The 25,311-nt window shown below is 57.2% G+C and carries 24 protein-coding genes; 14 read left to right on the forward strand and 10 right to left on the reverse strand.

The window, feature by feature from the left end; genetic code table 11:
• Window positions 1-194: 194 nt before the first annotated feature.
• The gene (locus ACSQ3H_RS01900) at window positions 195-923 is read left to right on the forward strand and encodes a FadR/GntR family transcriptional regulator (protein WP_436115475.1); all 729 of its coding nucleotides are present in this window, start codon (window positions 195-197) and stop codon (window positions 921-923) included.
• 117 nt (window positions 924-1,040) lie between these two features.
• The gene (kdgD, locus tag ACSQ3H_RS01905; RefSeq protein ID WP_436115476.1) at window positions 1,041-1,955 is read left to right on the forward strand and encodes a 5-dehydro-4-deoxyglucarate dehydratase; all 915 of its coding nucleotides are present in this window, start codon (window positions 1,041-1,043) and stop codon (window positions 1,953-1,955) included.
• Window positions 1,956-2,200: 245 nt separating this feature from the next.
• On the opposite strand, the gene ACSQ3H_RS01910 is transcribed toward kdgD, so the two are convergent.
• Both ACSQ3H_RS01910 and ACSQ3H_RS01915 read right to left on the reverse strand, forming a co-directional pair.
• Window positions 2,201-3,445 carry an NAD(P)/FAD-dependent oxidoreductase gene (locus ACSQ3H_RS01910; RefSeq protein ID WP_436115477.1) on the reverse strand — a complete coding sequence of 415 codons (1,245 nt, stop codon included), beginning with the start codon at window positions 3,443-3,445 and terminating at the stop codon, window positions 2,201-2,203.
• Window positions 3,446-3,454: 9 nt separating this feature from the next.
• Window positions 3,455-4,843: a PLP-dependent aminotransferase family protein gene (locus tag ACSQ3H_RS01915; protein WP_436115478.1), complete on the reverse strand. Its 1,389-nt coding sequence runs from the start codon at window positions 4,841-4,843 to the stop codon at window positions 3,455-3,457.
• Between the two features lie 304 nt (window positions 4,844-5,147).
• Between ACSQ3H_RS01915 and ACSQ3H_RS01920 the strand changes: the two genes are divergently transcribed.
• Genes ACSQ3H_RS01920 through ACSQ3H_RS01935 form a run of 4 tightly spaced genes read left to right on the forward strand, consistent with a single transcriptional unit; the run spans window position 5,148 to window position 9,483 of the window.
• Complete coding sequence (locus ACSQ3H_RS01920) at window positions 5,148-6,287, forward strand: ABC transporter ATP-binding protein (protein ID WP_436115479.1); 1,140 nt, start codon at window positions 5,148-5,150, stop codon at window positions 6,285-6,287.
• A gap of 35 nt (window positions 6,288-6,322) precedes the next feature.
• Window positions 6,323-7,372: an ABC transporter substrate-binding protein gene (locus ACSQ3H_RS01925; RefSeq protein ID WP_436115480.1), complete on the forward strand. Its 1,050-nt coding sequence runs from the start codon at window positions 6,323-6,325 to the stop codon at window positions 7,370-7,372.
• A 3-nt stretch (window positions 7,373-7,375) separates the two neighbouring features.
• A complete protein-coding gene (locus ACSQ3H_RS01930; protein WP_436115481.1) occupies window positions 7,376-8,653 on the forward strand; it encodes an ABC transporter permease in 1,278 nt (425 codons plus the stop codon).
• Between the two features lie 2 nt (window positions 8,654-8,655).
• Window positions 8,656-9,483, forward strand: a complete 828-nt coding sequence (locus ACSQ3H_RS01935) for an ABC transporter permease (RefSeq protein WP_436115482.1) — start codon at window positions 8,656-8,658, stop codon at window positions 9,481-9,483.
• Between the two features lie 51 nt (window positions 9,484-9,534).
• Here the strand turns inward: ACSQ3H_RS01935 and ACSQ3H_RS01940 are convergent, their stop codons facing one another.
• Window positions 9,535-11,592, reverse strand: a complete 2,058-nt coding sequence (locus ACSQ3H_RS01940; protein ID WP_436115483.1) for an ATP-dependent helicase — start codon at window positions 11,590-11,592, stop codon at window positions 9,535-9,537.
• Window positions 11,593-11,817: 225 nt separating this feature from the next.
• On the opposite strand from ACSQ3H_RS01940, the gene ACSQ3H_RS01945 reads away from it, so the two are divergent.
• The 6 genes from ACSQ3H_RS01945 to ACSQ3H_RS01970 all read left to right on the forward strand — a co-directional run bounded on the left by ACSQ3H_RS01945 (window position 11,818) and on the right by ACSQ3H_RS01970 (window position 15,786).
• Entirely contained in the window at window positions 11,818-11,940 is a 123-nt protein-coding gene (locus ACSQ3H_RS01945; protein WP_436115484.1) for a hypothetical protein, read from the forward strand.
• Between the two features lie 627 nt (window positions 11,941-12,567).
• Window positions 12,568-13,164 carry a L,D-transpeptidase gene (locus ACSQ3H_RS01950; protein ID WP_436115485.1) on the forward strand — a complete coding sequence of 199 codons (597 nt, stop codon included), beginning with the start codon at window positions 12,568-12,570 and terminating at the stop codon, window positions 13,162-13,164.
• Window positions 13,165-13,366: 202 nt separating this feature from the next.
• Window positions 13,367-13,489: an ABC transporter gene (locus tag ACSQ3H_RS01955; RefSeq protein ID WP_436115486.1), complete on the forward strand. Its 123-nt coding sequence runs from the start codon at window positions 13,367-13,369 to the stop codon at window positions 13,487-13,489.
• Window positions 13,490-13,644: 155 nt separating this feature from the next.
• A complete protein-coding gene (locus ACSQ3H_RS01960; RefSeq protein ID WP_436115487.1) occupies window positions 13,645-14,307 on the forward strand; it encodes a hypothetical protein in 663 nt (220 codons plus the stop codon).
• Window positions 14,308-14,405: 98 nt separating this feature from the next.
• On the forward strand, window positions 14,406-14,993 hold the full coding sequence (locus ACSQ3H_RS01965) for a protein-S-isoprenylcysteine O-methyltransferase (protein WP_436119319.1): 588 nt from the start codon (window positions 14,406-14,408) through the stop codon (window positions 14,991-14,993).
• Window positions 14,994-15,003: 10 nt separating this feature from the next.
• The gene (locus tag ACSQ3H_RS01970) at window positions 15,004-15,786 is read left to right on the forward strand and encodes a hypothetical protein (protein WP_436115488.1); all 783 of its coding nucleotides are present in this window, start codon (window positions 15,004-15,006) and stop codon (window positions 15,784-15,786) included.
• 34 nt (window positions 15,787-15,820) lie between these two features.
• On the opposite strand, the gene ACSQ3H_RS01975 is transcribed toward ACSQ3H_RS01970, so the two are convergent.
• A complete protein-coding gene (locus ACSQ3H_RS01975; RefSeq protein WP_436115489.1) occupies window positions 15,821-16,078 on the reverse strand; it encodes a helix-turn-helix domain-containing protein in 258 nt (85 codons plus the stop codon).
• Window positions 16,079-16,365: 287 nt separating this feature from the next.
• Here ACSQ3H_RS01975 and ACSQ3H_RS01980 point away from each other — a divergent pair, with 287 nt between their 5' ends.
• Together ACSQ3H_RS01980 and ACSQ3H_RS01985 are read left to right on the forward strand one after the other, a co-directional pair.
• Window positions 16,366-17,583 (forward strand): MFS transporter, encoded by a 1,218-nt coding sequence (locus ACSQ3H_RS01980; protein ID WP_436115490.1) that lies wholly within the window; start codon window positions 16,366-16,368, stop codon window positions 17,581-17,583.
• A 135-nt stretch (window positions 17,584-17,718) separates the two neighbouring features.
• Window positions 17,719-17,973: a DUF982 domain-containing protein gene (locus ACSQ3H_RS01985; RefSeq protein WP_436115491.1), complete on the forward strand. Its 255-nt coding sequence runs from the start codon at window positions 17,719-17,721 to the stop codon at window positions 17,971-17,973.
• A 197-nt stretch (window positions 17,974-18,170) separates the two neighbouring features.
• Here the strand turns inward: ACSQ3H_RS01985 and ACSQ3H_RS01990 are convergent, their stop codons facing one another.
• The 6 genes from ACSQ3H_RS01990 to ACSQ3H_RS02015 form a co-directional block, all read right to left on the reverse strand.
• Window positions 18,171-19,829: a GMC family oxidoreductase gene (locus ACSQ3H_RS01990; protein ID WP_436115492.1), complete on the reverse strand. Its 1,659-nt coding sequence runs from the start codon at window positions 19,827-19,829 to the stop codon at window positions 18,171-18,173.
• Between the two features lies 1 nt (window position 19,830).
• Window positions 19,831-20,595, reverse strand: coding sequence for a 3-ketoacyl-ACP reductase (locus ACSQ3H_RS01995; RefSeq protein WP_436115493.1), 765 nt, complete (start codon window positions 20,593-20,595; stop codon window positions 19,831-19,833).
• A 217-nt stretch (window positions 20,596-20,812) separates the two neighbouring features.
• Window positions 20,813-22,336 (reverse strand): GMC oxidoreductase, encoded by a 1,524-nt coding sequence (locus ACSQ3H_RS02000; protein WP_436115494.1) that lies wholly within the window; start codon window positions 22,334-22,336, stop codon window positions 20,813-20,815.
• A 12-nt stretch (window positions 22,337-22,348) separates the two neighbouring features.
• Window positions 22,349-23,467, reverse strand: coding sequence for an ABC transporter ATP-binding protein (locus ACSQ3H_RS02005; RefSeq protein WP_436115495.1), 1,119 nt, complete (start codon window positions 23,465-23,467; stop codon window positions 22,349-22,351).
• 4 nt (window positions 23,468-23,471) lie between these two features.
• Window positions 23,472-24,353 (reverse strand): carbohydrate ABC transporter permease, encoded by an 882-nt coding sequence (locus ACSQ3H_RS02010; protein WP_436115496.1) that lies wholly within the window; start codon window positions 24,351-24,353, stop codon window positions 23,472-23,474.
• Window positions 24,350-25,228, reverse strand: coding sequence for a carbohydrate ABC transporter permease (locus tag ACSQ3H_RS02015; RefSeq protein WP_436115497.1), 879 nt, complete (start codon window positions 25,226-25,228; stop codon window positions 24,350-24,352). Before ACSQ3H_RS02015 ends, ACSQ3H_RS02010 begins: the two co-directional genes overlap by 4 nt.
• Between the last annotated feature and the right edge of the window lie 83 nt (window positions 25,229-25,311).

The raw sequence follows: 25,311 nt of genomic DNA on the forward strand, positions 1-25,311 counted from the left end.
CAAATATTTGGCCAAGAACGGGTTTGAACCAGATAATCAACAGGAAACGTTCCATTTCAAGGGAGTCCCAGCGATAACGGTTTTCTGCGATGAAATATATGATATCTTACTTTCAGACGCGAGCTTTGAGCCCGTTCTGATTTGCCGTTCGCGGACTGGCACAGCAACCCGGATACAACATACTGAAGGACCTTATGTCGAGCATTGGCAAACGAGAAACGCTTACAGGTCAACTGGTTAAGGCCGTAGCAGACCGTATAACGTCGGGACAGTACAAGCCCGGCGAGCGGCTTCCAACCGAACAGGACATGATTGGCGAGTTCAACGTCAGCCGCACTGTGGTGCGCGAGGCGATTGCCAATCTTAAGGCAAAAGGTCTGGTCCACACGCAGCAAGGCGTTGGAGCCTTTGTCTTGAAGGATATTCCTTCCGCTCCCTTCCGGATCGAGGAAGACAACCTTGAACTTGTCGAAGAAATCCTCAGCGTCATGGAATTGCGAATCAGCATCGAACTTGAAGCGGCAGCGCTTGCAGCCGTGCGGCGTGACGAGAGCGAACTTGCCAGGATCAAGAACGCGCTTGATATGATGAATGAGGCGATTGAACGCGGCGAAAGCTCGATCCATGCGGATCTTGAGTTTCACCGCGCGATTGCATCCGCTACAAAAAATCGACACTTTCTCAGCATGTTCAACTATTTAGGTGAGGTTCTCATTCCCCGCACGCGATTGCAAACACATAAAATCGGTGGTCTGCCGCAGCGCGAGTATCTGGAACGTGTCAATCGCGAGCATGACCAAATCTATCAATCCATCAAGGCACAAGATGTGGAAGGCGCTCGCGCCGCTATGCGCCTTCATCTCGGCAGCAGCCGCGATCGGCTGCGCAACAATGCTCTGAATGCGAAAAAGAAGCACAATTAGACCTTTTTATTGGACCCTTGCGATGGGTTGAAACTTGTAACGATTCAATAATCACAGTTGTATGATGACATACATGATGCTAGTTGTGAGTGACTCCCGATTTCAGACGAGGCTCCCATGCATTCACAAACGCTCAAGCAGATAATCAGCTCCGGTCTTCTTTCCTTCCCCGTCACAGATTTTCATGAGAATGGCGATTTCGCCCCTGCGGACTATACAAAACGTCTGGAATGGCTTGCCCCTTATGGCGCGTCGGCACTGTTTGTCGGTGGGGGCACAGGCGAAGGCTTCTCGCTGACACCCGCCGAGCACGAGGACGTCGTTCGCACGGCGGTGGGAGCTTGCGGCAGGGAAGTGCCAATCATTGCCGCTTCCGCCTATGGAACCCGCATTGCTGCGGAGATGGCGCGCAATGCCGAGAAGAATGGTGCTGCCGGTCTGCTTCTGCTCCCGCATTATCTCACCGAGACCAGCGTTGAAGGAATTTGCCGTCACGTCGAAGCAGTGTGCGCCGCAACGAGCCTTGGCGTCATCGTCTACAATCGCAATGTCTGCAAGCTGAATGCCGATGCACTGGAGCGCCTAGCCGATAAGTGTCCTAATCTGATCGGGTTCAAGGATGGCGTGGGTGACATCGAAAACATGGTATCGATCCGCCGCCGCCTCGGCGATCGCTTCGCCTATCTCGGCGGCCTGCCAACGGCGGAAGTCTATGCGGAGGCCTATAGGGCAATGGGTGTGGGTGTCTACTCGTCCGCCGTGTTCAATTTCATTCCACGCACCGCCCTCACCTTCTACAGGGCGGTCACCGAGAACGATACCAATACGACGGCGAAACTGCTGGGCGAGTTCTTCCTGCCTTATATTGCGATCCGCAACCGCGTTCCCGGCTATGCGGTGAGTATCGTCAAGGCAGGCGCTTCGATCGTTGGCCGCCCTGCCGGTCCGGTTCGAGCCCCGCTGGTCGATTGTACAGCCCGCGATATGGAGGACCTCGGGGAGCTTATCGAAAAACTTGGTTTACAAAGTTGATCGTCGATCTTGGGACCTGTTAACAAGGTATGGGAACCAAATGTTTTCCGCAGCTAACGCTGGCGCAAGAACTTGGGGACATTCAAGGTTGCGCATGCATCGACGAACCCCACGGATTTGAATTTAGGATCGGTAGTTGCTGATGGATTTTACGTGTCACGTCATTTGGGGGTATTGCTCGTCGCAATTTCCGCACAGGGGGTCTGCTCCCCTGAAACCGCCAACAGCAGCCGTCTGCTATCCGATCAGTTGTGAAATCGGTTTGGAGCGAAAGCTGTTACCAAAGGCTCCTCATTGCCCTTGATAAGTTTTGAAACCAATCTGCTTGTGATCGCTGCCAGTGTCAGTCCGAGATGGCCGTGGCCAAACGCGTAAATCACGTTCTCACTGTTGCGGCTTCGACCAATCACCGGGCGTGAATCCGGAAGCGACGGACGGAACCCCAACCACTTTGCTGAAGGGAGGTCGAGTCCGGGAAAATATTGGCGCAAGCCGCGATCCAGAAGCTCAAACCGCGAAGGATTGGGGCCGGCGTCGGTTCCGCCGAGTTCTACCGTGCCGGCCACCCGCAGCCTGCCGGCCATCGGTGTCATGTAAAATCCGAGATGAGTGGGGCAGACGGGACGCTGGAGCAGCGGGCTTTCCGTTGCATATTCTAGATGGTAACCGCGCTCGGTTTCGAGCGGAATTCTATCCCCAGCCTGTAGGGCCAGGTTCCGGGAAAAAGCACCGGCCGCTATCACCACGGTTTGAGCCGTCAGATCAAGATCAGGCCCCTTGAGTTGCGCCCGATCCCCGTTGATTTCGAGTGTAGTCACACGCGATCTTCGAACGAACGCGCCTTTGGATCCCCCCGCGACAAGAAGCATCTGCATCAAAGCGCGCGGATCAGTGACATTCATCGAGTCGGGGAAAAAGACGCCATTGCCATCAAAGCGCGGAAGTGTCGGCTCCATCACTCCGACTTCTTCCGCTGTCAGTATTTCCTGGTGGACACCCAGCTCCGATCGTATCGCATGAGCCCACGACTGGCTCGCACGATACGGGTTTTGTTGCAGATAAAGGCATCCGCTTCTGCGCATAAGGTCCTGCGCGCCTGCCTCCATGGTCACCTCTTCCCACGCGGGCAGGGCTTCCGCAAGTAGTCCCGCCAACGCTACGGCATTTGTTCGCGCAGCCTGAGGGAGAGATTGGCGAGCAAACTGCACGAGCCATGGCGCGATTTGAAAAAGCGCGGCCCAACGCAATGAAAACGGACTGTTGGAATCGAGCAGCAGACGTGGGAGATTTTTCAGAACATCGGGAGTGCCGACCGGAACACAGGCGTAGTCGGCAAATGTTCCGGCATTTCCAAACGACGCTCCTGAGCCAGGCTCGTTCGGGTCGATCAAGACGACCTCGCGCCCTTCAGAGACCAGTCGCAGCGCAATGGTTAGACCGATGACGCCAGCCCCAATAATCGCAATTTCAACACGCTTCGGCTCGCTCACCCGACTCTCCTAGACAAAGCCAGGAATTTGCAGATGCCCCGCTTCGAGCAGTTCGCGCATTGTTTTCAAGGCACGTCGAAGATCGTCCCGCGATCGCGCCGCGCCGACATTGATACGTACGCCATGCTGCACGGGTTCGCGCCCAACCGCGAAGGCATCGCCGGGCAAAACGCCGACGCCTCGCTGCAGGCACGTGCGGGCAAAGCCGGCACCGCGCCAGGGTTCAGGCAAGCGCAGCCATGCGTGGGTTGAGGTCGCGTCGGTCTGCAGATCGAAGCCACCGAGAATGTCAGTGAGAATGTGTTGCCGTTGCATAAGCTCGGCCTTCTGGGCCTCGATTATCTCGACCGCACTGCCCTCTTCAAGAAGAATGGTTGCGATCAGCGCCGCCATCGGATTGACACTCCAGCAATTGATCCGGAGCGCCGCTGCCACCTGCCCCATCATGAATCGCGGCCCAATGACAAAGCCAAACCTCAGTCCCGGTGCCACGCACTTGGAAAATCCGCCGATATAAACCGTTAGCTCCGGTTCGAGATTAGCGAACGACGGCGGCGACTCATTGAGCAGCGGACGGTAGACATCATCTTCGATGATCAGCACATTGTGTCGCCGCGCTATAGCAACGAGTTCTCTGCGCCGTTCTTCCGTGAGCGTGATGGTCGTTGGATTATGGAGGCTAGGTACGAGAAAAACGGCCCGGGGGCGCCATTGTACGCAGGCGGCGTCGAAGGCGTCGGGCCGAAGCCCGCCCTTGTCCATCGCAAGACCTCGGAGTTCTATGCCGTGCGAGCGGCATAGGGCGTTGATGCCTTGGTACGTCACTTCATCGGCAAGAATGACATCACCCTTCTGGGCGACTGCACTGAGGACGCAATCAAGGGCATGCTGCGCACCGATTGTCAGTACGACCCTCCCAGGATCGCCGTCACCCGCGACCGGCTTCAGCCATTCCGCCACCGCGGATCGCGCCCAAATTGGCCCTTCCGCGGGATGATAGTCCTGGATTGCGGCATAGTGCCGATTCTTTGCAAGACGCGGCAGGAGTGCCGTGAAAACGTCGAGATAGGCGTTGGTGGCGGGCCGGTTGATCGAAAGGTCGATGACACCTGCCTCGTCACTCGGAGCTGAAACGAAGCCGGGACCAGCATTGCTCTTCTGCTCAGCGACAAGCATGCCCCTGCCTGGCCGCGCGTCGATCAAACCACGTTCCTGGAGAGTGGAGAAAGCCCGCGTCACGGTTGTTACATTGATTCCAAGACTTTGAGCGATCTCGCGTTGGGGCGGCAATCGCTCGCCGGCCGAGAGTATGCCGCTCGCGATCCGGTCGGCAATGGCGTCTGCCAGGCGACGGTATACCGGGCCCTCGCCTCCGGAAAGCTGTAAGTCTTGCATCATCGCCGTTGAGCCATTCTGTGCGGTTAACATCCGGCTTGTACCATACGATAAATGACCAAACAATCGAATTCATATAGGACAATCGCTCAATCAACACCAATTTTGCCCATACATGCCACACAATAAGGCCTTGACATCCATTTTGTATGGTTCATTATCTCCTTCTAGTAGATTGTATGATCATATAAGTTCAGCGATCACATGAGGAGGAGCAGATGAGTCCAAGACCTTGGTTGCGTGAACCAACGCGGAAGCTGGCAGCCAATGCGGGCGAATCGCATGGTGTCACTGGTGACGCAGTCCTATGATGGTCGCCCATACGACCAGACAATTCGAAACTTTGGCTGCGGGCAGCGCCCTGCACACGAAAGCCGATCGCTTTGTCGAATTCATCGACGTCGAGAAGTCATACGATGGCCGCACCTTTGCCGTGACACGGCTCAACATGCATGTGGCCAAAGGCGAGTTTCTTACACTGCTCGGTCCCTCCGGCTCCGGCAAGACGACCACGCTGAACATGCTGGCGGGATTCGAGCGTCCAACCAATGGCAGCATCATGTTGGACGGGCAATCCGTCGATCGGCGACCGCCCTATGAACGCAACATTGGCATGGTCTTCCAAAACTATGCGCTGTTTCCGCATATGACCGTTGAGGAAAACGTCGCGTTCCCGCTTTCAGTGCGAAAATTTTCGAAGGCAGAAGTAACCAGTCGCGTTCACAAAGCGCTGGATATGATCCAGCTTCGAAAATTCAGCGATCGTCGGCCAGCCCAGCTTTCAGGCGGTCAGCAACAGCGCGTGGCGCTGGCGCGTGCGCTGGTATTCGAGCCTAGCCTAGTGCTGATGGACGAACCGCTTGGAGCGCTCGACAAGAAACTGCGCGAACACATGCAGCTTGAGATCAAGCAGCTTCATTCGATGCTGGGCGTGACCATCGTTTACGTAACCCATGATCAGAGCGAAGCGCTGACCATGTCGGACCGCGTCGCTGTGTTCAACAATGGCGGCGTCGCCCAGATCGGCACCCCGGACAGTCTGTACAACCGGCCGGAGAGCCCCTTCGTCGCGAGCTTCATCGGCGAGAACAATACACTTGAAGGCGTTATCGAACAGGTTTCGGGCGATGTTTGCCAAATCGCCCTGACGGGTGGCGGACACATCCGCGCAACGGCCATCGAGATCGGCGCGGACGGAACTTCGTGCCAGGTCGCCATCCGTCCGGAACGTATTCGGATCACTGTCGCTTCCAATGAAGAAAATGATTTCGAGGCGACCGTCGAAGGAAGAATCTATCTCGGCGATCATCTGCGGCTCCTGGCACGGCTCGACAACGGCCAGTTGCTGAGCGTGAAGGTTGGTCCCGAAACCATAACGACAGAGGGCCAACGAATTGGGCTTGGCTGGTCGCACAGGGATTGCCGCGCATTTCCGGCACAGCATTAGGACCAAGAATTCAACTAAGAACAAGAGAGGAACTCATGAAACGTCATTCTTTCCATTCCGTTGCCTTGGCGACGGTCGCCGCCTGCGCACTCTTCGGTCAATCGGCAATTGCCGAAGAACTCTCGATCATGGCCAGCGGCGGTGCCTGGCAGGACGCGCAGCGCAAAGCCTGGTTCGAACCATTCAGCAAGGAAACCGGCGTCAAGATTGTCGAGCAGGAATATCTTGGTGACCTCGGCAAGGTCAAAGCCATGGTCGACACGGGCAATGTGCCGATCGATCTCGTCACCGTCGAGACTGCGACGGTTCTCCAAGGCTGTGATGCCGGTATTCTCGAACCTCTTGATTACTCGAAGATTGCCGATCAGTCCAAATTCATTGAAGGCTCCGCGCTCAAATGCGGCGTCGGACTTGATGCCTATGGCGACATTCTCGCCTATGATCCGAATGTCCTGAAGGACGCGCCAACATCGGTGCTTGACATCTTCGACACCAAGAAGTTTCCCGGCAAGCGCGCCATGCGAAAGTTTCCCGCGCAAAATCTCGAATGGGCGCTGATGGCGGATGGTGTTCCGGCGAACCGGGTCTACGAGGTCTTGGCAACGCCCGAAGGCGTTGACCGCGCGTTCAAGAAGCTGGATACGATCAAGAGCGACATTGTCTGGTGGGATGCCGGCGCACAACCCGCGCAATTGCTTGCCTCAAAGGAAGTGGTCATGACGACCGCATGGAACGGCCGCATCCAAAACGCGATCGACACTGATTCCAAGCCGTTCAAGATCGTCTGGGACGGCCAGATCCTCGAATATGACATGATCAGCATTCCAAAAGGCGCGAAGAACCCGGAGCTTGCCTATAAATATCTCGCCTATATCAGCAAGCCCGAGAACAACGCCAAGCTCGCAAGCTACATCACCTACGGACCGGTAAGGGCGGACGCCACCGAGTTCGTGGCCCAGGATGCATTGCCCAAGCTCCCGAATGCGCCGGACCACATGAAGTCATATCTCGTCGCAGATACGGAGTTCTGGGGGGATTATGGTGAGGATCTGGTCAAGCGCTTCAACGCCTGGCTGGCCCAATAGTCCATGTCTACGGCCCAGCCCACAAACATGGATCAGGGGCAGTTCATCGGAACCGCCCCCAACGTGGCCGACACCAGATCGGTTGTGGCGGCGATCCGGCGATCCCAGGCACGCGAACGACTGCGGTCGTTCGTCCTTGCTACGCCGCTCCTTGCCCTGTTGCTTCTCAGTTTCGGCATTCCTATCGCCATTCTCCTGTCGAGGGCTGTCTACGATCCGACAATCGCCAACGCCTTGCCGCTCACCAGCGCTGCGATGCAGAACTGGAGCGGTAGCGGCATTCCCGATGACAGAACCCTTGAAGCGCTCGCCGCCGATCTGAAAACCAATCAGCAAAGGGGAAATCTTGCGGAATTTGCCAAGAGCCTCAATGCGCGATTACCCGGCGCCCGCAGCCAGATCCTCAAGACCGCCCGCGCGCTCGACAAGGAAGGTATCACCGATACCGTATCCGTCATCAAATCCGTCCCGTTCTGGACCAGCCCTGGCACATGGGCGACGATAGAGAGAGGAAGACACGCCCTCACCTCATTCTATCTCTTGAGTGCGGTCGACCTTCGCTGGAATGCCGATGGCAGCATCGAACGGGTGCCGCCAGAGCAGGCTATATTCCTGCGCGTTTTCGCACGTACCTTCCTCGTGGCGGCAACAGTTACGCTTGCAACGCTGATACTCGGATTTCCGTTGGCCTACTTGATTTCCAGTGTGCCAAAAACCGTAGGTGCCATACTGATCGTTGCCGTGCTGCTGCCATTCTGGACATCAATCCTGGTGCGGACCGCGGCCTGGACGGTGCTCTTGCAGAAATTCGGCTTGGTCAATGATGTTCTCCTCTGGCTCGGCGTGACCAGCACCAGACTCGACCTGATGTACAGTCGGCTTGGACTCATCATCGCCATGACGCATATTCAATTGCCGTTCACGCTGCTGCCGATCTACAGCGTCATGCGAACCATACAGCCATCGCAGATGCGGGCAGCCTATTCCCTCGGCGGCAGGCCGTTGACGTCGTTCTTGCGTGTCTATCTTCCGCAGGTGGTGCCGGGAATCATGGCAGGCTGCCTTCTGACATTCATTCTTTGCCTAGGCTACTACATTACACCAGCCCTTGTCGGCGGTGCTGGCGACCAGTTGATCAGCAACTTCATTGCCAACTACGTCAATGTCGAACTGAATTGGGAAATGGCCGCGGCGCTCAGTTTCATCCTCCTCGTTTTCACCATGGGACTTTATGCGGTGTTCGCACGCATGCTCGGTCTCGATCGCTTGAAGCCGGTGTGATCATGCTGTTGTCTCCCTATCCCACGATCGGTGAACGAATACGGGTTACGTTGTTGTGGCTCTGGGGCGCACTCGTCATTGCGTTTCTGATGGTGCCGATCCTCATTCCGGTGCCGCTTTCGTTCAATAGCGGAGCCTTCTTCGTATTTCCGCTGGAAGGGCTTTCCACCCGCTGGTACGAGGTGGTTCTCGGCACGGACCGCTGGCAGATGGCAATAGGCAACAGCCTCATCATCGCCTTCGGCACGACCGCCCTTGCTACAACACTCGGAACTTTGACCGCGATCGCGCTGTCGAGCGAGAGATTCCCGGCGCGGCGCATCGTCATGCCGCTGGTGATCTCCCCCCTGATCGTACCGGTGGTCATCACAGCTGTCGGCTCCTATCTCTTCTACGCACGTGTTGGATTGGCTAGCACTTATATCGGAATCATCCTCGCCCACACCGCACTCGCTAGTCCCTTTGTGGTGGTAACGGTGGGGGCGAGCCTGACGGGATTTGATCGCAACCTCATGCGGGCGGCATCGATTGCCGGGGCGAAACCTATCGTGGCATTCTACAGGGTAATGCTACCCTTGATCCTGCCCGGGGTCCTGTCCGGGGCAGCCTTTGCCTTCGTCACATCGTTTGATGAGGTCGTCGTCGCCCAGTTCCTTGCCAGCGCCAATCAACGGACGATGCCGCTCGAAATGTTCATCGGTTTGCGCGAAAGGCTGAGCCCGGCAATCACCGCCGCTGCAACGCTGATGATGATGCTTTCGATCATTTTGCTCGTCGTCGCCAATCTTCTGGCCAGACGAGGAGCAAAGCGGCCAAGGCCAGTCGAATAACGTCAAGGGAGGACCGTTCGCTCGATGCCAATGCAGGTGCCTTGTCGACCGTTATTTCCACATTCCTCGCATACGCGCCCCAATGTCCACACGCATCTTTGGAAGCTCGGATTGTCCGGCAGCGGCGGACCGCGCCAAGGGCCATGAAACGCATTCGAAATATTGCAGCAGCGTCGCGGGGATGAATCGTGTCCGTGCAGCATAGACATGCCGGTCGCCCTGGGCATTCTGACCATGGGTAAAGAAGCGCTGCGGCACAACAAGGTGGAGATTGTCCTTTGCGCGGGTCATGGCGACGTAGAGCAATCGCCGTTCCTCTTCGAGTTCCGCCGACGAACCGACACCGAGGTCGGAAGGCATGCAGCCATCGACAACATTGAGCATATAGACGGATTTCCACTCCTGGCCTTTGGCCGAGTGAATGGTCGAGAGGATCAGGTAATCCTCGTCGAGCAGCGGCACGCCGGATTGGTCGCTGGTTGCGTCCGGCGGATCAAGCGTCAATTCAGTGAGAAACCGCTCACGCGACGGATAACCCGCTGCAATCTGCTGCAATTGCAAAAGATCAGCCTGCCGCGTCGACGCGTCTTCATGGATGCGTTCCAGATGCGGTTCGTACCAGAGCCGCGCCTGCTCGATTTCGGCCGGCCACCCAGCTTTCCCTGCACGGATTTGCTGCAGCGTTCGAACAAAGCCCATCCAGTCCTCGCCGGCACGCGGCGGCGCCGGAATATCGGTGAGTGCTGCGATGGGATCGGCATTTTCGGCCATCTGATCCAGCACACGTTGCGCCGAAGAGGGCCCGACGCCGGGCAGGAGCTGCAGTAAACGGAAACCGGCCACGCGGTCGCGCGGGTTCTGCGCAAAGCGTAGTGCTGCAAGCATGTCCTTTATGTGGGCGCTGTCGAGAAACTTGAGTCCCCCGAATTTGACAAAGGGTATGTTGCGGCGCGTCAACTCAACTTCGAGCGGTCCGCTGTGATGCGACGTGCGAAAAAGCACTGCCTGTTGTTTCAAGAGTATCCCGGTTTCGCGGTTTTCCAGCACATGTTCCACGATGTAGCGCGCCTGATCTGCCTCGTCGCGAACACTGACAAGTTGTGGACGCTCAGCCGATTGCCGTTCGGTCCAAAGGTTCTTGGTGAACCGTTCCGCGGCCAGATCGATGACACCATTGGCAGCAGCAAGGATGGTCTGCGTCGAGCGATAATTTCGATCGAGCGTTATAATGTCGGCGGATGGGCTGAATGCCTTGGGGAAATCCAGGATGTTGCGTACGGTCGCCGCGCGAAAGGAATAGATCGATTGCGCGTCATCTCCAACCACAGTCAGGCCTCGGCCACCCGGCTTCAGCGCAAGAAGAATCGAGGATTGCAGACGGTTGGTGTCCTGGTATTCATCGACCAATACGTGGTCGAACCGGCCGCCCATATCGTCGGCGAGCGATGAAACACTTGCCGTTTGGGCCCAGTAAAGCAGCAGATCGTCATAATCGAGAATGTTCTGCATCTGCTTTGCTTCGACATAGGCGGCGAAAAGCTGGCGCAGTTGCGCATCCCAGGTCGCGCACCAGGGAAAGAAATCCTTGAGCACTTCTTCGAGTGGGCGTTCCGAATTGACGGTGCGGGAATAGATAGCGAGACAGGTGCCCTTTGTCGGAAACCTGCTTTCTTTTTTGGAAAAGCCCAGCTCGTGCCGGACAATGTTCATCAGATCGGCAGAATCCTCGCGGTCGTGAATGGTAAAATCCGGGCTGAGGCCGATCTGGTCGGCATATTCGCGCAAAAGACGTGCGCCAATACCATGAAACGTACCCGCCCATTCCAGAGCGTCGACCATGACACCTGACTTCGCACCAAGTACCTGACCGCAAATACGCTCGACGCGACGCGACATCTCCGCGGCAGCCCGGCGTGAAAAGGTCATCAGCAAAATCCGGCGCGGATCAGCTCCATTCACGATCAGATGTGCGACGCGATGGGCAAGTGTGTTGGTCTTGCCAGAACCGGCACCGGCGATTACCAGAAGCGGGCCTGCCACCTGCCCTACGCCGTATTCCACTGCCATGCGCTGCTCGGCATTCAGTTTTTCCAGATAGGCAGCGCTCATATGATCCCCAAAGGCAGCCTGGCGAATCAGCTGCGAACAGAGAGTGAACGTAACATCGTGGAAATTGGTTGGGAAGATCAACCTTGAGTGGATCGCGGCTGTCGCGAATAGTGCGACCTGTTACGGCCATGAACCCGCCCAAATGAAACCATCAGTTCGCCGCAGCGTTCTGCTATTGCTGATCACTTTCAGCACATCGCTTTGGTCGCCGAAAGGATGACTCCCATGGTCGATGACTTTGACGAAGACGATGAAGATGCCTGGGCAGTTCACAACTCCCTCGGATGGTATCTCGGTGTATTTATCGCCGGGGTAATAGTGGCAGCGCTCGTCGCGTATTTTTTCTGAAATTGCTAAACATCCAATCAGAAGATACGTAATGGCGCTCGCGCCCAATGCTTTCGGACACTCTTTTCTAAGAAATAGTAGCGAGTAGCGGTTAATTGAAGCGATTATCGTATCTGTGCAAACTGGCATGGCTGATTGACCCCAGCAGAGGCCCGGTGCCCCATTTACCCCCTAGCCCCGCCGGGCCTCTCTCCCATGAACCTGCATATGATCATAAATGGATTCAGACGACAGAGACCCGCCAAAAACCGAGTATGAGCCGTATCTCACCCCGATGCAGCCCTACGTGGTGCTGTTCGTCGTGATAACTGCAGCGGTACTTTTCGCAGGTTGGCTGTTCAGCCGGTAAAGGTAAAATCCGGAGCATTGTACAAACAGGCTCCGCCGCTTTGGACGAAGCATGCGCCCGGGGAGCGGCGCCTTGTTGAGAAATGCCAGGATACCAATTCCAGCAGATGAGCATATAGCCCATGTCCTGAAGGACCAGCGTCCGAACAACGCCTGGTTGTCGCTGTTCTACGGTTGTGCATAGTCCATCACCCCCCGACGTGTGAGACTTGGCCAGCAGGTGTTGGAATGTTAGGGTGAACCTAATACGTGTCGGTCGGTGTCCGGGCAGGGGTCGCAATGGAAAATGTAAAGATTACGCGCAGGGGACTCCTGCTGGGCGGCGTGACGCTGATGGCTTCGGGATGCACGTCGACAGTACGACAGGCATGGGAGCCTATCTCCAGTGCCTTCTCAGGCAAACCCTACATGGATCCTCGTTTGAGGCGACAGCGTGTGCATTATACCGGAAGCGAGGCGCCTGGAACCCTCGTCGTCAACACATATGAGCGTTACCTCTATGCAGTCGAGGGAGACGGATGGGCGACCCGTTATGGCATCGCTGTCGGCGAAGAAGGACTAACCATGAAGGGCCGGGCGACGGTCGGGCGCAAAGAAGAGTGGCCCTCATGGACGCCCACTGAAAGTATGATACAGCGCAAGCCGCGCCTATGGCAGTATGCGGGCGGTGTCCCCGGTGGACCGAATAATCCGCTCGGAGCGCGCGCCCTTTATCTCTACCAGGGCGGACGCGACACCATGTTCCGCCTGCACGGCACAAACGAGCCCTGGTTGATAGGCCAGGCAGTGTCGAACGGGTGCATCCGCCTGACAAATGAGGACGCCATAGATCTTTATGATCGCACGCCTTTGGGGACACCAGTACTGATCATTTAATGATCTCGGTTTTGCCGAGCGTATCGCGTTGCTTGCCTCGCATGCAGGACATTGCTGACCACGGCGACCATCGGCACATTAACCCTGATTGTGGTAAATCGGACACAATCTGTGCGTTTCCTCCACCTGTCACTGGCGTTCACTACTATTTATGGTAGCATACCGTTGTTGGCCTACTCGCCTTTGAGGAAAGGATTATCAGATGAGAAGTATTCTGATCGCTGTAGTTGCCGTACTGGCGGTTGCTAGTCTAAGTGCCTGCGGGTCAATCGGAAAAGGGAAAGCTCCCCCGCCTGAGCCTGCTCCTGCAGTAATAACCAAATAACTGCCCTTCAATCCCGGTGGGGGAAGTGTCGCGTGATCCTTCCCCCACCGGCATGTGATCCGGACTAAGTCGGCTCACAAAATCGGGTGGTCACCAGTTGTTGGTAGCGGACATGGGTACCTGCATGTCTTCGCTCTTCGGAGTTCGGGAATGATATGGCGCTCTTCTGTGGTCGTCTATCGGTTGTGTTTCTCTTTGCCCTCGCGGTAGCGGGATGTGCGCCGGATGCGGCAATCAAGCCGAATGTCGTGTCCTATGACAATGAAGGCTCAGTGGTCGTCGCGACACTTTCGAATTCCAAGACACGAAACGGTGCCTTGGAAACAGCGGCAGCGCGACAGCAGCAAGGGCGGTATTTTATCGAGTTCCGCTCCCGTTATGCGCTCAGCTACGGCCATACCTATGTAATCTTCGGGCGGCAGGACAGTGCCGGCAGGATGATCGATCGCGAAGTAGCCGGTCTCCACCCGGCTTCGAATAGTGCCATCCCCTACGTTCTGGGGCACTACATACCGGTGCCAGCCGAGACCGGGGCGAGCGACGGCGATCTCGAAGACAAGTACAGGTCGGCAAGCTGGCGCGTTACGCTGAGCGAAACCGAATACAACCAAGTCGTTGCATTCATACGCAAACTGCAGGCCCGATCCCATCTATGGCAAGCGACGGTCTATAATTGCAATGCCTTCGTGGGAGAGATAGCGCGTTCCATGGGATATAAAACGCCCGGCATCTGGCTGCGCCCCCAACAATTCATAACCAGGCTTCGAGAGATGAACGGCGGTCCGAATGCAGTAGGGTACACGGGGCCTGCAGGTTAGATTTTGGTAGGCCGCTGCACCGAAGCCGGTGGTGCATCTTGAGCACGGCTTATGATGATTGCAGATCGCAGAAAAGGCGCCGGTGACATAGCGTGAGCATATCGATAGCTGCAGTTGGCGAGATCGTATGGGTGCTCGGCATCGTTGCTTGGTATGTCATCCGCTACCCCTTCGAACGCCGCGCCAAGCGCGTGCAAGTTGTAAGCGACGCCCGCTCGCTCTACGATATAGTCGGGCTTGTCTCGGCCCTCTTTGGTCTTGCGATATTGCCTGGGTTTTATGTCGCCACCGGTATTCCCCAAACCGCCGATTATCCCGCTAATGTGTGGGCGGTTACTCTGGGAGCGGTCATTTTCGGTCTGGCACTTTGGGTTTTTCGCATATCCCACAAAGAACTGGGCCGGAATTGGTCGATCACGTTGGAGATTCGTGAAAAGCATCAACTGGTCAGCTCCGGGCCTTACGCCATCATACGCCACCCCATGTACACCTCTTTCCTGCTTATGGCATTGGGCCAAGCCTTGCTGCTGTCGAACTGGGTTGTGGGTTTGGCTGGCTTAGCCGGTTTCGCAGTTCTTTTTTTCCTGCGAGTAGATGAGGAAGAGCGTATGATGTTGGAAAATTTCGGCCCTCAGTACCGCGCTTATATGGAGAGAACCAAGAGAATTATCCCTTATCTCTACTAGAGGTTACACGATGCGAGGCCGAGCCCTCAAGCTTTCAGCTTCCCGCCGCCTGGTCAACGACCTGATGAGGTTTTCGATCGGGATACCGCGAGTGACGGTGCAGCGTCACATGAATCTCGGCCCGCTCTTGCAGGCAAGAATGCCGCTAAATATCAAGCCCTCCTGGACGGTGCTCTTCTTGAAAGGCTATGCGCTTCTTGCTCAGGAGGCGCCTGAATTACGGCGCGCCTACGTAAAGTTTCCCTGGCCACGACTTTACGAATACCCTCTCAGCGTTGCCTCAATTGCTCATGAGCGCGAGCATGACGGCGAGCGGGTCGTACTCTTGAGCCTCATCAAGGACCCGGAGCACCGATCTGTTGCGGAACTTGAGGCGTTGATCCACGCGGCGCGGTCACGTCCGGTCCTTGAGGTGAAGGAGTTTCGCCGTGCGTTGAGCATTGCTCGCGTCCCGACACCAATCAGGCGGCTGCTAATGTGGCTCGGACTGAACATCGGTCGGCAAAGAGCAAACCGCTTCGGCACATTCCAGCTGTCCGTATATTCGGGCCTCGGGGCAGAGTCACTCAATCCGCTTACGCCTTTGACCACACTCCTCAACTACGGTCTGATCGGCCAGGACGGATCTGTGAATGTCCGCATTCACTACGATCACCGGGTCATGGATGGAGCCAACGTCGCGCGCGCACTGGTGAGGTTCGAAAAGATCTTGAACGGCACTGTCGCCGATGAAGTCAAACTGCTCTCGCAAGGCGCTACCGTTACCGCAAGGCAGGAGGATTCCAGCCGCTGATAATACGCCGGGGCGCATTTTATGGTAAAGGGCTCTAATGGCGCGACATTGGCTCCCCATGGCCGCCAACCTCAAGCTTCTGGGCGGCAATAAGAACTTCGAGCCGATTTCGAGCATGCAATTTCTGCATCAGGATCGTCATATAGTTCTTGACCGTCTTCTCTCCTATGCCCAGCCCCACGGCAATTTCGCGATTGGGAAACCCTCGCAGCAATAGCCGGACGATTTGCTCCCACGAACCGCATAGTCGCTTGCGGTCATTGCAGTAAAAGCCACCACTTTTGTGCCGCATTCCGACTTCAACTGCCTGCACCCAAAATTCAACCGAGGGGCGAGATTCTTGCGCCAGAATCGACCTTTGTTGCGTAAGAATCGGATAAAGTTACGCAGGAATCGAACTTTTCTGTTTGATTTCCGCGCTCGATCCGGCTGAGCGTCGGCAAGTCTTGCGGCTCGTTGCCGCTTCCCCCTCCAAGACGTTGCTATTGCCGCAATCCGGTGAAAAACTGGACGCCTATTCGCACTCTTGCAATGAGAGGCCCATCGGAAATTTTCCGGTGCGGAAATCTGATTCCCAGCATGACCGACATTGATGAACCTGGCTCCTCGAGTGAGTCACTCTATTGGCGGCAGAACCTCGTCGTCTGTCTGCTTGGCTCGTTTACCACAATCGTCGCGATGACGCTGATCCTGCCTTTCCTGCCACTTTACGTTGAACAGCTTGGCGTGAAGGACCATGCGGCGATCGTGCAATGGTCAGGCGTTGCCTATGGTGCAACGTTTTTCACCGCGGCGCTGGTCGCACCACTCTGGGGACGCCTCGCCGATCTCTATGGACGCAAGTTGATGCTCATCCGCGCCAGTCTCGGCATGGCCGTTGCAATGTCACTGATCGGCATGGCGACGGATGTCTGGCAGCTGGTGTTCCTGCGCCTTTTGACCGGGCTGCTCGGCGGCTATGCCTCGGGCTCCACAGTCCTGGTCGCTACCCAGACACCGAAAGCACGAACCGGTTGGGCGCTTGGCACCCTCGCCTCGGGCATCATGGCAGGCAATCTTGTTGGTCCGCTGATCGGTGGCGCGTTGCCGCCTCTGATCGGCATCCGCCAGACCTTCTGGCTGGCCGGGGGCGTCATCTTCATCACCTTTCTGGCAACAAGTTTTTTCATTAAGGAAGAACGCCGCCCGGCGAAATCGAAGGCTGACCAACAAAGCGGTGGCTGGTCGACGATTCCCGACAAGCGGCCCGTCATCGTGATGCTGCTCGCGGGAATGCTGCTGATGCTCGCCAATATGTCGATCGAACCGATCATAACGGTCTATGTGGCGCAACTGGTCGACAATCCGGCTCATATCACAATGGTTGCAGGAATCGTCATGTCGGCGGCAGCGCTCGGCAGCATTCTTTCGGCATCGCGTCTCGGCAAGCTTGCTGACCGCATCGGCCATTGGAACGTCATCGTTGCCGCGCTTGGCGTATCGGCACTCCTGTTGATCCCGCAGGCCTTCGTAACGGAGGGCTGGCAACTGATCGTCTTGCGTTTCCTGATGGGGCTTTCGCTCGGCGGGCTCCTGCCCTGTATCACCAGCGTGATCCGCCATAATGTTCCGGACCGCATTGCCGGCAACATTCTGGGCTACGCCACCTCCTCGCAATATGTGGGGCAGGTAATCGGGCCGCTTGCCGGCGGGTTCGTTGGCGGGCATTTCGGCATGCGCGCCGTCTTTCTCGGCACCTGCCTGATGCTTGGCGGCGGTGCACTCTACGGTTGGCTGGCGCGTCCGCGGGGACAGTAGCCCCCACTCCGGCGCGGATGGTCAAAAATATTTCTTCAAATTGTCATGGAACCGGACTCATACCGGACTCATTTCTGTGGTTGGCTGAGCAGCGCAAAACTGCTGCCAAACTATCCGACATTTATGGAGGAAGTGATGAACGACAAACGTTTTCCCATCCCGGTTATGATCACTCTTGGAGCTGCCGGTCAACGCGCAGTCACCAGTGTTTGGGAAGCGATCGAATGCCTGCGAAGTTATTGGCCCACCAAGAAAGGACCGAGCTATCGTCGGGCTTTGCAAGCCTGTCTTGATGCGCTTGATGGCTGGAAGCCCGCGCATAAGGCGCGGCATGCCTTTATCAGCGCCGCGCGCGAGGCTGGCGTAATTCTGGATACCAGACTGCATTAGTGGAAGTGGCGCCACTTTTACCCTCCCCCTTGTGGGGAGGGGCAGAGCGAAGCGACGGGGAGGGGCCTTTCTGACGCTCAAACAACACAGCCATCACCCTATTAACTATTGCAAAATAACCCCTCCCTGCTGCTACGCAGCCTCCCTCCCCACAAGGGGGAGGGTAAGCGGAGCCCCCCGCGTAAAAGTATCTCGCATCAGCGAATATCTGCTCGTGCCCGCGGGCGTTTTTCATTCATTTCATTGGAGAAGATCGCTGGCGGCAGCGGCGTCATTTCACGGATGATGTCCGAGCCTTTTTCGCCCATCATGATCGTTGGTGCATTGGTGTTGCATGACGGGACGCGCGGTATCACCGAACTGTCGCAGACACGTAGACCTTCAAGCCCCCGAACTTTCAGCTCGAGATCAACGACGGCCATGGAGTCGGTCCCCATCTTGCACGTACCGACGGGGTGATGGTCGGTCTTGGCATTGGCGCAGCCATAGTCGAACAGTTCCTCATCGGAATTGTATTTTGGCCCGGGCAGACGCTCCGCCATGATGAAGGGTTTCAATGCCGCCTGCTGCATGATTTCGCGTGCGAGCTTCAGACCCTCGATCGACATTTTTTGGTCGTACGGATCGCTCCAGTAGTTCGGATCGATCAGCGGCGCTGCGAACGGATCGCCCGATTGCAGGCGCACCGTGCCGCGCGAACGCGGATGCAGATAGGCTGAGTTCAGCGTGACGCCGGCATTTTTCAACCGTTCGACGCCCGCTTCGATGCCGGAGCCGAGGCCAAGATGGAACTGGATGTCCGGTGAGCGGGCTTTGTCATCGGCGTACCAGAAGCCGCCGGTTTCGAACAGGCTCGACGCCACCGGCCCGGAGCGGAACAGCACATATTGCAGACCGGCCCACAGTGTCCTGTGCAGCTTGGCAACGCCATCATAGGTGTGATCGCCGGTACATTCGCAGATGACGAAAAGATCGAGATGATCCTGCATGTTCTCGCCGACGCCCGGCAGATCATGCATCACCGGCACGCCGACGCTTTTCAGATGATCGGCGGGGCCGATGCCCGACTGCAGGAGAAGCTTGGGTGAGCCTATTGCGCCGGAGCTCACCAGAACCTCACGATTGGCGTGGACGACCTCACGTGCACTGCCGTTGATGATCTCGACGCCAATGGCGCGTTTGCCTTCGACGACGATTTTCGACACTTGCGCGCCCGTGCGGACGGTCAGGTTTTTTCGATCTTTTATGGGCGCGAGATAGGCCATCGACGCGGACGATCGGCGGCGGTCGCGCTGGGTCAGCTGGTAGAAACCGACACCAGCCTGCTGCTTGCCGTTGAAATCATGATTGTAGGGGATGCCGAGTTCCTGCCCGGCACGGATATAGGCATCGCAGATCGGCAATGTGGCGGCAGGCATGGAAACGCCGAGCGGTCCACCATAGGAATGATAGTCGTCGGCAAAGCGTTGATTGTCTTCGGCGCGCTTGAAATAAGGTAGCACGTCGCGATAGCTCCAGCCTGCGCAACCATCTTCCTTCGCCCACAGATCGTAGTCGGTTGCATTGCCGCGCGTATAAAGCTGCGCATTGATGCTCGAGCCGCCGCCGATAACCTTGGCCTGCGTATAGCGAAGGACGCGGTTCTTCATGTGCTTCTGCGGCACTGTTTCCCAGCCCCAACTGGCGACGCCCTTGGTCATCTTGGCAAAGCCCGCGGGCATGTGGAACAACGGGTTCCAGTCGCCACCACCAGCTTCCAGCAGCAGCACGGAAACCGCCGGATCTTCGCTGAGGCGATTGGCAAGGACGCAGCCCGCAGGACCGGCACCGGTGATGATGTAATCGTAAGTCGTCATTCTAGAGCCTGCTTATCGAAAGGGCGCCGTCGGCATTGATGACGGAGCCGGTGGCAAAACTGAAATCGCCGCTGGCAAGCGCGGCAACAATGCGGCCGAGATCATCCGGTTCGCCCCAGCGCTTCATTGGCACGAGACCGTCCCCGATAAGTTTGTCGTATTTCGCTGCAGCAACCGCTGTCATGTCGGAGCGAATGATACCGGGGCGCACATCGAAAACGCTGATACCCTGATCCGCCAGACGCAGCGCCAGACCTTGGGTAAAGGCGGCCAATGCCGCTTTTGTCATGCAGTAGTCGAGTCGCTCCGGCGAGGTCATCTTGGCGGAAACCGAGGTGATGTTGATAATCGAGCGTGGTGCGGACGTCCCCTGTTGGGTCAGCATTGCCTTCAAGACAGCCTGCGTGAAAAACACTGTACCGCGCAGATTGACGTCGAAAATGGCGTTATAGTTAGCTGGCTCAAGATCGAGGAAATCTCCCCGTACTTTCGAGCCGATACCGGCATTGTTGACGAGGCAATCGATGCGGCCGAACTTTTTAATGACGGTCTCGACTGTCGCGCCATGGCTTGCCAGATCAGCAATATCCGACTGGATAAACACCGTGTTTGCGCCCAGCTTTTGCAGCGCCTTTATCGCCGATTGGCTGGCCTCGTCATCGACAATATCGGTGATTGCCAGGTCGAAGCCTTTCGCGGCCAGCGCCTTGGCGATTCCAAGCCCGATACCGCGGCGCGCGCCGGTGACGAGAGCAACAGGTTTCATTGGGCAAGCTCCCTTGAGACGAAGCGACCGGCAAGGCGTACTGAAGGTTTAGCGCCCTTTACCCTCCCCCAACGTGGGGAGGGTCGGACCGCAGGTCCGGGGTGGGGGGAACACCGCAAGCCCCCCCACCCCGCTGCTACGCAGCGACCCTCCCCACGTTGGGGGAGGGTAAGGGACTGCAATGTTTGCGCATCGCGTGAAACCTGCAGCTTTTTCATCATGCAAGCTCCTTCTCGGCGATATGATCCGCCACACGCAACGCTTGCGCAGCAATGGTCAGCGCCGGATTGACGGCGGCTGAGGTTGGCAGGAACGCAGCATCGACCACGAACAGGTTGGGGTGCTGATAGGCGCGGCAGTAGATGTCGAGCGGCGCGGACGCCGGGTCGTCGCCCATGCGGATGGTGCCGCACTGGTGCGAGGGCGTCTTGCGATCGAAAGCCTTGGATAGCACCAGCGGAAAACCGGCCGCGCGCAGCACCGACTTGATCTGCGCGACCAGCTTCAGATGCGCCGGCCAGTTGCTGCGGATCCATTGCAGGATGATCCTGTCACCGTCGACGCGAACGCGACTTTCCGGCTTTGGAACGTCTTCGCTCATGGCGAGGAAATCCACCGTGTGGGCACAGAACCGATTCAAAATCCATTCCGGTACCAGCTTGAGGTCGGACTTCAAAACCGGTCCACTGATGCGACCGAGCAGTTGCACATTGCCGAGCGGCGCACCGCCTTCGCCATCGGAAAGGTAGAAATCATTGAAGCCAAACGTCTTCTGATAGACGGAATCATTCCTGAAGCGGGGATCGAAGCCGATGACCGCAGAGAGGTTGTGGTTCATGAAGTTGCGTCCGACTTGATCGGACTTGTTGGCAAGCCCGGCAGGATTGGCGTCATTGGCGGAACGCAGCAGCAGCACGGCGGACTGGACGGCACCAGCAGAAAGAACGACGAGCTTCGGTTGGATCACGTAGCTTTTGCCGTCTTTCTCGTAATGCACCGCGGAGATGGCCTTGCCGTCGGGTGCAGTTTCCAGCCGCGTGACCCGCGAATTGGCCTGCAGCCGGACATTCTCGTGTTTGAGCGCAGATGCCAAGGCTGTGGTCTCGGCATCCATCTTGCCGCTGAAACTGTCGGGATGCGCATCCCACGGCGTTTTTCCGTGCGACAGCCACGCATCGATATCGACACCGAGCGGCAAGGTCGATGGATGAACACCCGTTGCCTTCAGGCGCTCCCGCAAGGCAGCGATCGGCGCTTCATCAGGAACTGGTGGGAAATTGTACGGTGTCGAATGGAGCGGCTCCGTCGGGTCTTCGCCCAATTTTCCGCGAACCTGAAACAGAGCTTCGGCCTTGCCATACCAAGGCTCCAATTCCTCATAGGGAAAAGGCCAGGCAGGAGACACGCCTTCGAGATGCTGCATCTCTTCGAAATCCTCGGAGCGATAGCGCGTCAGTACCGCCCCGTAGAATTTCGAATTGCCGCCGACATTGTAGTAATTGCCGGGGTTGAAGGCGCGACCGGTCTCGTCGTACCAGTTTTCCCTGGGGCGGAAGAAGCCGCGCTGGAAAATCGCCCGGGGATCGCGGTTTTCGGGACGATCCGGCAGATGATCGCCCGCTTCGAGGATGAGGATGTCCGCACCGGAGGTGGCAAGTCCTGCCGCCATGGTCGCGCCGCCTATCCCCGAGCCTATGATGACAATATCTGCGGCTGTGTGCGGTTGCAGAACGGGGTTCATGAGTTCGATCGATCAGGCGCCGATACGCAGTTGCGATTGCGGATCGAAGAATACGGCCTTGTCCAGGTTGAAAGCGAGCTGTGTCTTCTGCCCCGGAACGATTTGCGCGTCAGCACGCAGGCGGGCAACGACTTCCTTGCCGCCAAGCTTCGTTACCGCGAACGTGTCTGAACCTGCCGGCTCAACCACTTCGATCAGGCACTCGCCTTCAACCAGCGAGCTCGCATTGCGGTCGGCGCCGTCCGGATCGGTCAGGGCTTCGGGACGAATGCCGAAGATGACATCCTTGCCGGCGTAGTTGATGAGAGCGCTGTTGGTGCTTTTGATCGGCAAGCGCAAAGGCGCTGCATCGGGCCGATCGAGCACGACATGCAGATCCGAAGCGCTACCTTCGATCTTGGCCTTGAGCAGGTTCATCGCCGGTGAACCCATGAAATCGGCAACGAAAAGATTGGTCGGGTTGTTATAGATTTCCGCCGGAGTGCCGAACTGTTGAAGCACGCCATCCTTCAGAACTGCAATCTTGCTGGCAAGCGTCATCGCCTCGATCTGGTCGTGCGTCACATAGACGATCGTCGTCTTCATGCGCTGGTGCAGGCGCTTGATTTCCGTACGCATATCGACGCGCAACTTGGCATCGAGGTTGGAGAGCGGCTCGTCGAACAGAAACACCTGCGGGTTGCGCACAAGCGCGCGGCCCATGGCGACACGCTGGCGCTGGCCCCCGGAAAGCTGGCTCGGCTTGCGGTCGAGCAGATGGCCGATCTGCAGCATATCGGCAACCTGCTTGATGGCCTTTTCGCGCTCAGGCTTCGGGACGCCGCGGATTTCCATGCCGAAGGCAATATTGCCGCCAACAGTCATGTTCGGATAAAGCGCATAGGACTGGAACACCATGGCGATATCGCGCTTGGAAGGATGCAGCCCGCTGATCGACTTGCCCTTGATGGAAATATCGCCGGAGGTGATCGGCTCCAGCCCGGCAATGGTGTTGAGCAAAGTGGATTTTCCGCAGCCGGAAGGGCCAACGAGCACGAGGAAACCGCCCTCGTCTATCTCGATGTTGATATCCTTGAGGATTGGCACATTGCCATAGGATTTATGCAGGTCTTTGATCTGGAGAAATGACATTGATTTATCCCTTCACGGCGCCGGACATGAGGCCGCGGACGAAATAGCGTCCGGAAACGATGTAGACGATGAGAGTTGGCAGCGCCGCGAGGATCGCGCCGGCGAAATGCACGTTGTATTCCTTCACGCCCGTCGACGAATTGACGAGGTTATTGAGCGCGACCGTCATGGGCGTGCTCGAGAAACCGGAGAAGGAGGCACCGAACAGGAAGTCGTTCCAGATATTGGTGAACTGCCAGATGACGGACACGACGATGATCGGACCCGATGACGGCAGAAGGATGCGGCGGAATATCTGGAAGAAGCTCGCGCCGTCGATCTGAGCCGCGCGAACGAGCTCGGTCGGGAACGCCTCGTAATAGTTGCGGAAGTAGAGGGTGGTGAAGCCAAGGCCATACACGATATGGACGAGGATCAGACCCTGGATCGTCCCGGCCATGCCGAGCAACCCGAGCATGCGCGCCATGGGAATGAGCACGATCTGGAACGGTATGAAGCAGCCGAGCAGCAGCATGCCGAACATCAGATTGGAGCCACGGAACTTCCACTTGGTCAGGACATATCCATTGAGCGCACCCACAACCGTGGAGATGGCGACCGCAGGCACGACCATGAGGATCGAATTGATGAAATAGGGTCTGAGGCCTGTCGGTTGTACGCCGATCTGTGCCGTCGACCAGGCGGAAAGCCAGGGCTGGATGGTCCACTCATGCGGCGGCGAAAGCATGCCGCCCTGGCGGATCTCGTCCAGTGTCTTCAGCGAGTTGACCAGCATGACGTAAAGCGGCAGCAGGTAATAGAAGGCGAACAGAAACAACGCTGCGTAGATCAGAACGCGCGTCAGCTTGCCGCTGGAAATTGCGTTGTCCGGGCTTTGGGCGCTCATTTGTTGCCCCCTCTTATTTCCGAATAGAGATAGGGAACGATGATCGAGAAGATCATGATCAGCATGATGATGGCCGATGAGGCGCCGATGCCCATGGAATTGCGGGTAAACGTATAGGAATACATGAAGGTCGCGGGCAATTCCGTGGCCTGGCCCGGTCCGCCGCCTGTCAGCGCGATGACAAGGTCATAGGCCTTGATGGCGAGGTGGGCGAGAACGACGAAGGCCGAGAGGAAAACCGGGCGCATCAGGGGAATGATGATGCGGCGATAGATCGTCCCGGTGGAAGCGCCATCGATTTGCGCCGCCTTGATGATCTCATTGTCGACGCCGCGCAGGCCGGCAAGGAACATGGCCATGACGAAGCCGGATGATTGCCACACGGCGGCAATGACCACCGTATAGATCGCCATCTTCGAATCCTTGATCCAGTTGAAGTGAAAACTCTCCCAGCCCCATTGATGCATGGTGTTTTCAAGACCGATGCCGGGATCGAGGAACCATTTCCAGGCAACGCCGGTGACGATGAAGGATAACGCCATGGGATAGAGATAAATCGGGCGCAAGAACCCTTCGATGCGGATCTTCTGGTCGAGCAGGATGGCAAGGCCGAGGCCGATGACCGTGCAGATGATGATATAGAGCGAGGCGAAAATACCGAGATTGGTGATCGCACGCCACCAATGCGGCAGCGCCCAGAGCTTGCGATAGTTTTCAAACCCGACAAAGCCATAGGATGGCAGCATCTTGCTGTCGGTGAACGACAGGATGCCGGTATAGGCGATGAAGCCGTAGACGAAGACCAGGACGATCAGAAAACTCGGTCCCAACACCAGTTTGGGTATCAGGTCCTGTATGCGGCTGCGGGTATCCATAGCCTCACCCCTTAACTATTTCGATTTTTGTTGTTGCCACGCATCAAAGCGCGGAAAACCTGTCCGGGGCGGCGACGCCCCGG

This window comes from Phyllobacterium sp. LjRoot231, assembly GCF_964253365.1.
Lineage (GTDB): Bacteria > Pseudomonadota > Alphaproteobacteria > Rhizobiales > Rhizobiaceae > Phyllobacterium.

Coding starts and splice junctions, on each gene's coding strand:
- ACSQ3H_RS01980 (WP_436115490.1), top strand. CDS start 16,366: ATGACCGACATTGATGAACCTGGCTCCTCGAGTGAGTCACTCTATTGG.
- ACSQ3H_RS01925 (WP_436115480.1), top strand. CDS start 6,323: ATGAAACGTCATTCTTTCCATTCCGTTGCCTTGGCGACGGTCGCCGCC.
- ACSQ3H_RS02005 (WP_436115495.1), bottom strand. CDS start 23,467: ATGTCATTTCTCCAGATCAAAGACCTGCATAAATCCTATGGCAATGTG.
- kdgD (WP_436115476.1), top strand. CDS start 1,041: ATGCATTCACAAACGCTCAAGCAGATAATCAGCTCCGGTCTTCTTTCC.
- ACSQ3H_RS01990 (WP_436115492.1), bottom strand. CDS start 19,829: ATGACGACTTACGATTACATCATCACCGGTGCCGGTCCTGCGGGCTGC.
- ACSQ3H_RS01940 (WP_436115483.1), bottom strand. CDS start 11,592: ATGAGCGCTGCCTATCTGGAAAAACTGAATGCCGAGCAGCGCATGGCA.
- ACSQ3H_RS01930 (WP_436115481.1), top strand. CDS start 7,376: ATGTCTACGGCCCAGCCCACAAACATGGATCAGGGGCAGTTCATCGGA.
- ACSQ3H_RS01915 (WP_436115478.1), bottom strand. CDS start 4,843: ATGATGCAAGACTTACAGCTTTCCGGAGGCGAGGGCCCGGTATACCGT.
- ACSQ3H_RS01960 (WP_436115487.1), top strand. CDS start 13,645: ATGGCGCTCTTCTGTGGTCGTCTATCGGTTGTGTTTCTCTTTGCCCTC.
- ACSQ3H_RS01975 (WP_436115489.1), bottom strand. CDS start 16,078: ATGCGGCACAAAAGTGGTGGCTTTTACTGCAATGACCGCAAGCGACTA.
- ACSQ3H_RS01900 (WP_436115475.1), top strand. CDS start 195: ATGTCGAGCATTGGCAAACGAGAAACGCTTACAGGTCAACTGGTTAAG.
- ACSQ3H_RS01955 (WP_436115486.1), top strand. CDS start 13,367: ATGAGAAGTATTCTGATCGCTGTAGTTGCCGTACTGGCGGTTGCTAGT.
- ACSQ3H_RS01920 (WP_436115479.1), top strand. CDS start 5,148: ATGATGGTCGCCCATACGACCAGACAATTCGAAACTTTGGCTGCGGGC.
- ACSQ3H_RS01950 (WP_436115485.1), top strand. CDS start 12,568: ATGGAAAATGTAAAGATTACGCGCAGGGGACTCCTGCTGGGCGGCGTG.
- ACSQ3H_RS01985 (WP_436115491.1), top strand. CDS start 17,719: ATGAACGACAAACGTTTTCCCATCCCGGTTATGATCACTCTTGGAGCT.
- ACSQ3H_RS01945 (WP_436115484.1), top strand. CDS start 11,818: ATGGTCGATGACTTTGACGAAGACGATGAAGATGCCTGGGCAGTTCAC.
- ACSQ3H_RS01970 (WP_436115488.1), top strand. CDS start 15,004: ATGCGAGGCCGAGCCCTCAAGCTTTCAGCTTCCCGCCGCCTGGTCAAC.
- ACSQ3H_RS02015 (WP_436115497.1), bottom strand. CDS start 25,228: ATGGATACCCGCAGCCGCATACAGGACCTGATACCCAAACTGGTGTTG.
- ACSQ3H_RS01935 (WP_436115482.1), top strand. CDS start 8,656: ATGCTGTTGTCTCCCTATCCCACGATCGGTGAACGAATACGGGTTACG.
- ACSQ3H_RS02010 (WP_436115496.1), bottom strand. CDS start 24,353: ATGAGCGCCCAAAGCCCGGACAACGCAATTTCCAGCGGCAAGCTGACG.
- ACSQ3H_RS01995 (WP_436115493.1), bottom strand. CDS start 20,595: ATGAAACCTGTTGCTCTCGTCACCGGCGCGCGCCGCGGTATCGGGCTT.
- ACSQ3H_RS02000 (WP_436115494.1), bottom strand. CDS start 22,336: ATGAACCCCGTTCTGCAACCGCACACAGCCGCAGATATTGTCATCATA.